Source organism: Luteolibacter yonseiensis, assembly GCF_016595465.1.
Taxonomy (GTDB): domain Bacteria; phylum Verrucomicrobiota; class Verrucomicrobiia; order Verrucomicrobiales; family Akkermansiaceae; genus Luteolibacter; species Luteolibacter yonseiensis.
This window is the reverse complement of record NZ_JAENIK010000002.1, coordinates 108,557-119,217: the sequence shown is the minus strand read 5'-3', so window position 1 is coordinate 119,217 and position 10,661 is coordinate 108,557. Positions and strand designations below refer to the sequence as shown.

Here is a 10,661-nt window from a genome sequence, read left to right as displayed (position 1 = left end):
TGGGATTACTGCCCTTGATGGGAGTAGGTCAGGAAGTAGAGTTTGATGTCGGAAATGTTGTCCGTGAGCTTCTGGAGACCGGCTTCCGGGTTGGCATCCAGACCGGCACCCGGGATGACGAGCATCCATTGCGAGTTCCAGACCGAGCGGCTGATGAGGCGCGAGTCCATGATGAGCTCGCTGTCGTCCGCCTCCGGATCACCATTGTCGTGATACATCCGGAAGTCTCCATGGCGGCGGAGATCGCTGAACGATCCGTCCACACCGTTGAGGGTCGGAATGTAATTCGGCGACGAGATGTTGCCCGCGTTGATCAGATAAGGCGTCGGAATGCGCTGTTCCACGATGTTCCAGGCACGCGTGATCGGCTGGCTTGCGGTCGAGTTCCGCAGGTAATCCGTGCCGAGCGGGACAAGGTAGGCGCGTGGGGAGATGGACAGCCCCGCCGCGTTGTAGTTGTCCAGCCAGACGCCGAGCGCCTGGATCTTCGTGGCGAAGTTCGCCGTGCTGTAGCTGTGGTCTCCGGCGATGAGCGGCAGCCCGAAGAGGTTCTTCCCTGTCTCGATGGTGGTGCTGAAGCGGATCACGAGGCCCGGTTGGACGCCTGTCGCGAAGGGGCGGCAATGGCGTACGAACTCGGGCATGGTGTTCAGGTCCGGCACGATGCGCGCCTTGAGCGCGTCCTTCCAGCGGTCGTCACTGGCGGGGCCTTGGGCAAGGGCAGCCTGGTTCTCCTCATCATCCAGGGTGGCGAGCAGCAGGCGCTGGTCCATGGTGAGCTGGGACTCGGGGATGTTCAGGGCGGCGATGTTCGCCTTCAGTTCCTGTGCCGCGGACAACTCCGAATCCATGGTGTTGATGCGGAACAGCTCGCTGCGGAGGGAGATCTTCTCGTTCGCCTCCTGCGGGTTGCTGATGCCGAGCTGGCCCTTGAGCACGTTGAAGTTGCCCTTGAGCTGGGCGAGGATTTCGGCAAGGCCGCCGTGTCCGATCTGTGGCACGCCATCCGCCCATGCGCCGAGCTGGCGCTCCTTCACGATCTTGTCGAGCAACGAGCCCGGTGCGGCAGGATGGCCGGGGTCGAGGCTGGTCTCATAGTCATAGGCACGTGCGGCGAGCCATGCGTAGCGCGCGGCGGCGTCGAACGAGCTTTGATACTTGCTCATCGCCTCGTTGCGGGACAGGCGGAAGATCATGTCCTGATAACGGTTCTTCTGCACCTTGGCGGCGAGGATCTTGTTGAATGCCTCGCGCTCGCGCAGAAGGCGGAAGCCCTCGGCCTGTGCGGTGATGTATTCCTGGCGGTGCACCTCCATGTTCTGGATCGCGGCACCGATGGCGTTGCGTTGCGACTGCTCGGCACCGGCGAGGCTCTGGAATTCCTCGATCATGCCTTCCAGCTCGGCCACCTGGTCGAGCTGCTCGTTGCGCAGGTCGATCTTGTATTCGTTGGCTTCCGCATCGCGGGTGACGATCGCCACGCTCAGTTCCTTCACCGTGTCGGCGATCCCTTCAACAACTTTGGTAATACCCCAGATGGATTTCAAAACACCTCTCGGGACCGAAGTCGCGTCGAACGAAAATCCGACAACCTCGGGAATGGCTTCCTTGCCCGCCTCCATGGCAGCCGAAAGGAATCCGGCGACCCTGGATACGATGCCGAACGCCGTCTCCAGTCCGATCACCGTGTCGCTCAACTTCTTGCGAAGCTTCGCGATCTCGTCGTGGTTGTCGTTTTTCTCCTGGAAGATGGCCAGCTGGCTGTCGATGCGGTGGAGCTTGTTCTCCAACTCCCGCAGGTAGGCGATGTAGTCGGAAATGGCGCTGTCCAGCTCGATCTCATCGGCGAGCATGTCCTGCAACGATGCCTGAACCCGACCATAGCTGGTCCGCGTGCCCCATCCGGGAAGGGACTGGAACGCATATTTCGAAGCGGTCGTGTAAGGCGCGGTGAAGGTCTTGTTCTCGAAACGATAGTTGTTGTTTCCGATGAGGGTCTCAAACGCGGTCGTGCGTTTCGTTCCCGGACTTCCATCCCAGGCACCCTTGTAGAGATCGACCATGGACTTCTTGTTCATGATGCCGGTCGCTTCCTTGTAGATCGTGTCAAAAGTCACGACCTTCTTGTCGGAGGACGCGCGCTCCGGAACGATTTCGGAGATCTTTGTCTTGTCGAGATAGGCGTAGAGCAGGGTGTCCGGGCCGAGATAACCTTCCGGATAGGCCTTGCCGACGCCGATGGTGCCGTCATACGGACGACCGAAGATCTCGATCAGGCGGTTCCGGAAATCCAGGTCCTGCGCCATCGCCTCCTGGATGAGCCCGTCGGTGTCATCCGCGAGAGAGCGCAGCTTGTTGCCGGACTGGGTGGCCATGTCGAGGGTGGTGAGCGCGTTGGCGCTCGCGTCCAGGGCACGGGTGTAGATCTGCTCGAACTGCGAACGGCGGTCGCCGCCGGACGCGTTGTTGTAGAACTGGAGCTCGATGTCGAAGGCGAAGGCGTCGGAATCGAGGCCCAGCGGATTCACCCCGCTGTTCGCTTCGTCCATGGCGACCTGGATCTCATGCAGTCCGCCCGCGATGGCCCCGATCTCATCAATGGCTCCCGAACGCTCGATGCGGTCGAGGTTTTCAGGATTGGTGACCGGAGTGGCGGCACCGGCGTCCTCAGGAAGAAGAGCGTTCGCGACAACCCAGTCGAAATGGCTGGCCTGGCCGGCGCGATGTGCCCACTCGGAAACACCCCAGGCACGGGCGGGATCGGCACCATCGGTGTAGCCCTGCCACTGTCCGTCGGGGTTCTGGGTGTAGTTCAGGCGGTAGGTGTTACGCACGATGTCGCGGCCGGCGCGGGCGCGTTCGGCACCGAGACGGGCGAAGGTCTTTTCGTCGAGGAAATCCACCTCGAGCACGTTCTGCATGAGCGAATAGAGCTCGGAGCGGGTCTTCCAGCTGAAGCCGGAGTGCTGCAGCAGCGTGTAGTGCATGTCGAGCGCGGAAACGTAATGTCCCCATGCGTCGCCGTGACCCTGCGGGTAGAGCTTGCGGGCGTCGTCCTCGTTGATGAAGCCGTCCGTGTTCACGTCGTAAATGTTGTAATTCACGTTGTAGGCCGCTTCGCCCAGACCCTTGGCGTAGTTCCAGAACATGCGGTTGTAAATCGGGTAGCTCTTGCCGAAATCGGTTCCCCGCAGGAGGGAAAGTTCCTCGTGCTGGAGATCCGACTCCATGTTTTGGAAGGCATGGGTGAAGGAAGCGACACTGGACAGCGCGGCGTCCTCACCCGAGTTGATGGTGGAATCCTGGGCGTCGCTGTAGGCTTCATTGCCCAACAATTCGTAAAGCACCGAGAGGCGGGTGGCGGCGAGCAGCAGCGCCTGATTGATGCCGTCGGTCGTGTTTCCATTGCTGGAATTGTCGATCGACAGTTCCTTGGCGCGCTCCAGGACCGTGCGGTAGAGCTCGATGAGGCCGGTGTTCTCGATGACGTTCTTGCTCGGGTTCAGCGCCACGTTTCCGGCGTATGGAGCCCCGGCGATCTGGATCTGGCTGCTGTAGGTCGCCGGACTTTCATTGCTGAAGAAGTCCGCGTAGCGGGCCTCATAGGGATTGATGCGGTCGAGCACGCGCTTCACCCACCCCATGACGAGTTGCGGGATGTAGCGCTTGCTGCCGTCGGCCTGGAGCTGCGGGGAGTTCGCGGCACCCGCCCATTGGAACGGAGCGGCCGTGACAGGAAGGACGCTGCCGGGTTTCCATGCCACGGAGGCGTTCGCAAATTCGAAGGGCACGAGTTTCCAGTTGCTCTCGCTCCTGTGGCGGTAGCGCATGAGCACCAGCTTGTCCGCCAGCACCACGTCCGGCCTGCCTTCGAAGACGACGGAGTTCAGTCCGAGGTGCTTGCCATCGAGAGAGGTCTCCGAAGCGCGGTCGGTAGGGATGTATTCCTGCCACAGCGACTGGCCGCTGGCGGATGTCTGGGTGAGCGTGCCGTTCGCAAGCACCTCCTGCGCCACCACGTCGAGCGGGGCGGCGTCTCTGATCCACCACTCGTAGTAAAGGTCGGCGGTGTTCGCGCCGAACTCACCGTTGTGCTGGAGGGTGACCTTCTCACTGAACGCGTCCGAACCCTCGATGACCTTGATCGCGCCGCGATAACGGTCCGGAATGATCTCGATGATGTGCAGGCTGATCGGCGCGCCGACAAGTTCGGTGCGGTTGTTTTCCGCGATGGTGATGTAGATCGAACCGTTCGGGTTCTGGGTCAGCAGGGTCGGGCTGGGAACGAGCGCGGAGCCGACGCCGAAGCTGTCGAGCGGAACCATCGTCGGTGTCGGCGAGGTTGTCTCGGTGTAGGTGCTGCCGTTCTTGATCCAGAACTTGCCTAGTTCGTTCGGGTAATTGGACGGCTTGGGTTTCACGCCCTGCAGGTTTTTGGCCGCCGCAGAGGCGTTCGTGTTGCCACTGGAAATATCCTCCGGATTCTGAACCTTCAGGTAGATGTTATCGATGGCCGTTCTCCAGGCACTGTCGCTGGAGAGCGCGCGGAGACGGGTGTAATCGTCCTTGGTGAGGACGTTCGGCTCGAGAATGTTGAGCGGGTCGGGACCGGCGGTGAGATTGGAATCGCCGCTTTCCTTGTCGTTCAGACGACCGCGGAAAACGAGTTTCGCGGCGAGAGAGTCGAAGTAGAAGCGCTTCTGCAGGGAGCCGGGCAGTTCCTTGAAATACCAGCGCTCCGCGACGATGAACACCTTGGCCGTGGCGGCGGGTGTGAAGCCGGCACCACCCATCTGCGCGACGGTGAACGGGTTTTCCCGGCGGTCCAGCGGACGGATGATGCGGGCGGATGCCTTGCTCAGGTCATGGCTGTTCGTCGCGGTCGGGCCGTATACCATGCTCGGTGTGGAGCTGTCATAGATCACCTCAGCGGAGGCCATGGCGACAAGCGCCGGCAATCCGTTCGATCCGGGAGTTTCATTGAAGTATTCGCCACCTTGGTAGGTGAGCGTCTCGCCCCGCTTGAGCTTCGGATAATCCTTCCGCCAGTAGGAGGTGTAGTTGACCTTCACCGGATTGAGGGATGTTCCCGTGCCGGTATAGGTCCTGCCGTCGTCCGGCAGCCATGCGACAGGAACACCCGCCGTGGCACCGGCGAGATAGAAGTCGGACCGGAAGGGGTAGAAGAACTGGTGGAAGAACTGGCCGCCGCCTGAGACCACCCAGGCGTTGCTGTTCACGTCACGCCAGAGCGTGCGCTGGTTGACACCGTTCACCTGGAGGCTGTTCCCGCGGGCGTCGCGCATCGGGACGTTCCCGATGACGATGTTGAGCGGGTATGGCGGGATGAGCAGGTCGCCCGCGAACACCGGATAGTCGAACTGGTAGCTGAAGTTCAAAGACTTCGCCGGATCCATGGTGAGGAAACCATCCTCGGGGACGGAAGCCGCCTCGTAGGCGAGGCCGGAACCGGCCGTATTCACCACGGCCGTGCTCGGACGAGGGAAGGCGGTTGCCCCGGTCCGGGTCTTGAACACCTGATAGGCCGCCATCTCGGGCTCGCCCGTGGCGAGGTTGTTCACCTGGACCAGCACCCATGGATCCGAAGTGTAGATGGTGGTGGCGGTGTTGATGTCACGCTGGAGCGCGAAGGCGGCGAGCGGCGGATTGTTCGGCACGTCCTCGCCAAGGTTCTTGACCTTCAGGGCCGCACGGTTCGCAGGAGCCACGAGCGCGTGTTCCTCGTTCGGGTTGTAACCGGCGAGCGTCCTGTCAGGCTGTTGATAGATTTTCAGATCCGCATAATCGGCGAGATCGAAGACCGGCTGGGTGAATCCCTTCTGGTCCACCCCTTCCGAACCGATGCGGCTGGCGATATAGATGGCCTTGTCCTTGTTCGGTCCGAGCGCCGGGAAGGTGACATCCTTGTATTCCGTCGCGATGTACGGCCAGGAGACGTTCGGGTTCGACTTGCGGTCGGTGAGATAGGGATTTTCGTAATAGGCGACCTCCAGCTTCTTCGTGACCTCGGTGAAGAGCTGCTTGTCGTTGATCGGGAAGACCGGCCCCCAGGTGCCGATTTCCGCAGCGCGGTTATAAAGGTCCACATTGTAGTTGGACACCGGGTTCAAGACGTAGCCGCTGCCGCTGAAGGCCGCGTTGTCCAACGTGCTCTCCAATTTGGTGGCGACTTCCTGAAGATCGGTGTCCGCCCATTTTCCAGCATACGGCGTGCTGCCCGCCACCGTTCCGACGGCGATGTTCGGCAGCGATCCCTGGTTGGAGAAGCGTCCGGCCAACGGAGTGTCCTCGAAGTGGAACGAAACGAGCGGACCCACGTTCCGCAGGCGCTTCCCGACGACGGTCATGTCCCGCTCGGTCCGCAAACGGCGGAGTTCTCCGGCGTTCAGGTAACCTTCCGGATCCGTTCCGAGATTGAAAATACGGAAATTGTCCAGCAACAGGCCCTGGCTTGCGGTGGCGTCCACGCCGAATCTCAGCGAGTTCGCCGTCAGTCCGCTGCCAACCGTGGAGGTCACGGCGGTAGGCAACCAACCGGTGACAAAACCTTTTTCCTGACGGAGGCCGTCGAGGTAGAAATCCACCATCGCGACATCCACACCGAAGAAGCTGTTGGTGAAAACGTGGATCACGTAGTGCTTCCAGGAGACTCCCGCCTTTGGCAGCGGATGGGTCACCTTCACACCGCGGTAGTCCGCCGTGACGGTGGCTCCCTCGGGATCAAGGGTGACCTTGAGTCCGCCGCCGCCCGTGCTGACGACCGTGACGGGCTTGTTCGTCGCGGACAAGGAAAGAGCGGTGCCGTTCGCGGTGGCCGGGGTGCTGAGCTGCAGCGTGGTGCCGTTCGTAACGGAGGCGATCTTCGTGCCGGCGGGAATGTTCGTGCCGTTGATACCCATGCCGGCCTGGACGTTCGCGGTGGTGGCACAGGTCACTGCGGTGGATCCGCTGACGGTGACGCAGTTCGCCAGCGTGATTGGAGTGGATGTCTTGAGACCCTTGGCGTTCAGCCAGAAGTCCACGACAAACTTGTCACCAGGATTGATGCTGGTGGTGGCGGGAGAGCTGCCGTTCTGCACGATGCCGTAGACGCCTCCGGGGGCCGAGCCGCTGCCCAGCTGGAGCGCATGGCGGCCGAGCACCAGTTTCTGGTCGTTGCGGGTGATGACGCCCACCGGGGTGGATTGCACGACGCGCACGGCGAGGTTTTCCTTTGCCAGATCCCCGTCCGCGACTTCGTCGATATTCGCGCGATAGCTGAAGAGCACCACGCTGCGGCCTGTGCCGCTTGTCGAGTAAGGCACGCCGGGCACGGTGGTTGCGACGGTGGCGGACATGCCTTTTTCGGCGTATGGCATTTCCTGGAAAGCCCATTCGTCGGTGGCACTGATGTCCAGCTTCGTGGGAGGACGACGGGTTGGAAGCGGATCATACAGATGCCGGTAGTGTGCGGCCGGGGCAGCGGGGAAATCGCTGGAGACCAGTTCAAGAGGAGGCGTGCTGACCACATAGTTCGGCGCGACGCCCTGGCGCCTGCCATCCTCGTCCTCACGGGGGAAAACAAGGGGGGCGCTGTCACCAGGGAATGTCGTGACAATCTCGACGGTATAGGTCTCGGCCGAACCGCTGGCGTCCGCCCAATTCAGGCGGTAGCTGCCGGGCTGCACCGGGAAAAGCTCCTTCGCAAGAGGATCCCAGCGGAGCGCCGCGCCGTTCATCGTGCTGCCTTCCGGCGCGTTGATCTTGGCGTCGATCGAGAGATTCGGTCCGCCATCAAGCACCTTCAGCACCCCGCCCGTGGCAAGATCCGGAACCAGTTGGATGTCCGGGCTCTTGGGATCGAAGCTCTTGCCAAGGGGAACCTCCGCGCGGAAGACGGTAGGGCCATAAAGCCAATGGATGTCCGTGGGCGCCATCGCAACCTGCACGGTGAAAATACGGGAAATCTGGGCGGCTCCCCCACCCGAGGGCAATACCGCGGTGCTGTCCGCGAGCGTTGCGACGGAACTGCCGATCGGTGCGAGGTCCGCTCCCGGAGGCGCCGCGAAATCCGTCAGCGTCCAACGGCGGTCCAAGCTCCGGTAGAACGCTCCAGCCTCCACCTTGCTGCCGACATTCACCCACACCGGCATGTCCGCACCATTTCCATAATAGGTGGCGTCCACGGTGGTCCGGTCGGGCTTGTAGACACGGAGGAAGGACTGGGAGTTCAACAAATTGGAAGTCACGCCGCTGGATCTCGCGTCCAGACGGTAGCGGACCTGTCCGGCCCAGCGCCATTTCAGGCGGACCGGAGCCGACATGCTGAGCGGATTCGAAGATACGAACGCACCTGCCGTGACCGGAATCTCCACGCCCATCTGCGCGCCCGTCTTGTCGAAAAGCGAGTAACCCTGCACGATCAGGCGCATGCCCGCCGACTCGGACAAGCCGTCCAGAGGATTGTCGATGATGGCCGTGAACTGGTCACCGGGTTTGTACCAGAAGCGGCCTCCGCCGTTGACCGATCCGCCATTGGGTTTCCCGGACTCGACGACCGCCGCGTATTCCAAACGCCAGCGCCAGATGATGGTGACGTCATGGGACAGGGTGGTCGCGAAGAATTTCTGCGCCCCCTGCACCACCTGCCCGTCGAGGGCGTAGCCATCGTTCACCAGGCGGTACCATGCGGGGTTCGCATCGGTCACCTCCCCTGCGGCGGGCAATACGGCGAAGTCCTTGTCCAGATAGATGAATTCCGGCGCCTCATAGCGTCTCGAAGCGCCATACGGCTCCTTATAGACTCCGATTTCCGGATTCAAACCGCTGGAGAGCGTGCCAACGTCCTGCAGCGAACCATCCGGGCGGGTGAACTTGCTCACCACATCCACGATGACGGGACGGGTGAAAATGATGGCGGTGGGGGCGCCACCGGGAGGAATCGGACGCGCGGTCTGGGCCGTGTATTGGATACCATCGCTTCCGGCGAAGTTCTCGATACCGACGGTGACGTTGCGGCCGGTGGTGAAGCCCGTGAACTTCTTATACTGGATTTCGATCGAGTTGCTGCCTTCGTAAAGGATGACCTGGAAGGAAACACGGGCCGCGCTGTTCGCATACTCCTCCATGTCCTGATAGTCGATGATGAAGGTCCTGTTCGGCGCGGAGCCGCGTGTCGCGTAGAGGATGTTGCTGCCGGCGCCCTTCACCAAGTCAGTCCAGAACGGAGCGACGTAATTGTTCGGGGCCGAGCTGTTGGGAATGGTGTGCGGGCTGTAGGCGGCGGACTCGCTGCCGAATGTCAGGAGGCCGTTCGTCGACGCGGCGAGGGAGGTGTAGGCCTTGTCATAAAGGAAGAAGGTGAAACCGATGTTCACGGACTGGTAGTAGTCGTCGCCGGAAAGGCTGCCCGCCGTCACCACGTCCGGATCGCTGGTTTTCAGGCTGAACGCGTTCACCGGGGTGGAAGCCAGCTTGTAACCGAAGCTGTCCGAACCGCTCGGCGGAGCCGCGCCGGTGCCGGTCAGCGTGATGTCGAAAGGGTTTTCATCCGGATCGTTGCTCGCGATGTGGAGCGTGGCGGTCCTCGCTCCCGCCGCGGTCGGCTGGAACAGGACGTCGAACGTCGTCACTGCGGAAGCCGCGACGGGGGCCGTCGGGTTGGACGCGATGACGAAATCCCCCGGGTTCGCCCCGTCCTTCGTCACGGTGAGTCCGGTGAGGTCGAGGTTGCCGGAGTTCTGGATGGTGAAGGTGATCTTGTCGAAGCCACCAACCATGGTTTGGGAGAAGGCCTGGGACCCCGCATCCGCGATGTTCGAGGCACCGCGGCCGAGCACGACGATCTCCGCGGCCTGTCCGGTGCCGGAAAGGTTGATTTCAAATGAGTCCTCATCCGAGTCATTGCTCGGAATGTGGAGCACCGCCGAGCGGTTGCCGATTCCGGACGGCGTGAACCTGACTGTGAAATTGGTGCTTCCGGACGGTCCGCTCACGGGAGCGGTCGGTGCCGCGGTCACGGTGAAGTCGCCGGAATTCGTCCCGTCCACGTAAAGGGCCAGTCCGGTAAGGTCCGCGTCACCGGTGTTCTTGATGGTGAACGAAAGGTCCACCGGAGTTCCGACCGGAGAATTGCCGAACGCCTTCGAGCCGCCGTCGTTGATTCCGGTACCGGATTGTTCGACGACGATTTCCGGTGCAAGGGCGGTGCCGTTGAGGGTGATGTTGAACGGGCCTTCGTCCGCATCGTTGTTGGCGATCTGGATCTCGGCGGTCCGCGCTCCCTTGGCGGTGGGGTTGAAGGTCACCGTGAACGTCGTGGTGCCGGATGGTCCGGTCAGCGGCGAGGTGGGAGTGCCTGAAATGGCGAAATCCGACTGGTTCGCTCCGCTTTTCGTTACGGCGAGACCGGTGAGGTCGGCATCACCGGTGTTCTTGATCGTGAACGTCAGCGGTTTGTTGGTTCCCAGATCGATGGAGCCGTAGTTCACGGAGCCACCATCGGAAACGTTCGTACCGGCCGGTTGCTCCACAACGATCTCGGGCGCGGCAGCAACGGCGGCACCCGTCGATGCGGCGAGGATGCAGGCGGCGGCGAAGCCTTTCAGGAGCTGGAGCAAAGAATGATGTTTCATCGCGGTTGGGAAAGTCATGGGAAAGGT

1 protein-coding gene is annotated in these 10,661 nt (G+C 61.9%); it reads right to left on the bottom strand.

Annotation, left to right across the window (positions count from 1 at the left end; translation table 11 throughout):
• Nucleotides 1-5: 5 nt before the first annotated feature.
• Complete coding sequence (locus tag JIN84_RS01455; protein WP_200349242.1) at nt 6-10,634, bottom strand: choice-of-anchor D domain-containing protein; 10,629 nt, start codon at nt 10,632-10,634, stop codon at nt 6-8.
• Nucleotides 10,635-10,661: the final 27 nt, after the last annotated feature.

Bases quoted from the DNA above. Each gene is read 5' to 3' on its own strand.
- JIN84_RS01455 (WP_200349242.1), bottom strand. From the start codon at position 10,634: ATGAAACATCATTCTTTGCTCCAGCTCCTGAAAGGCTTCGCCGCCGCC.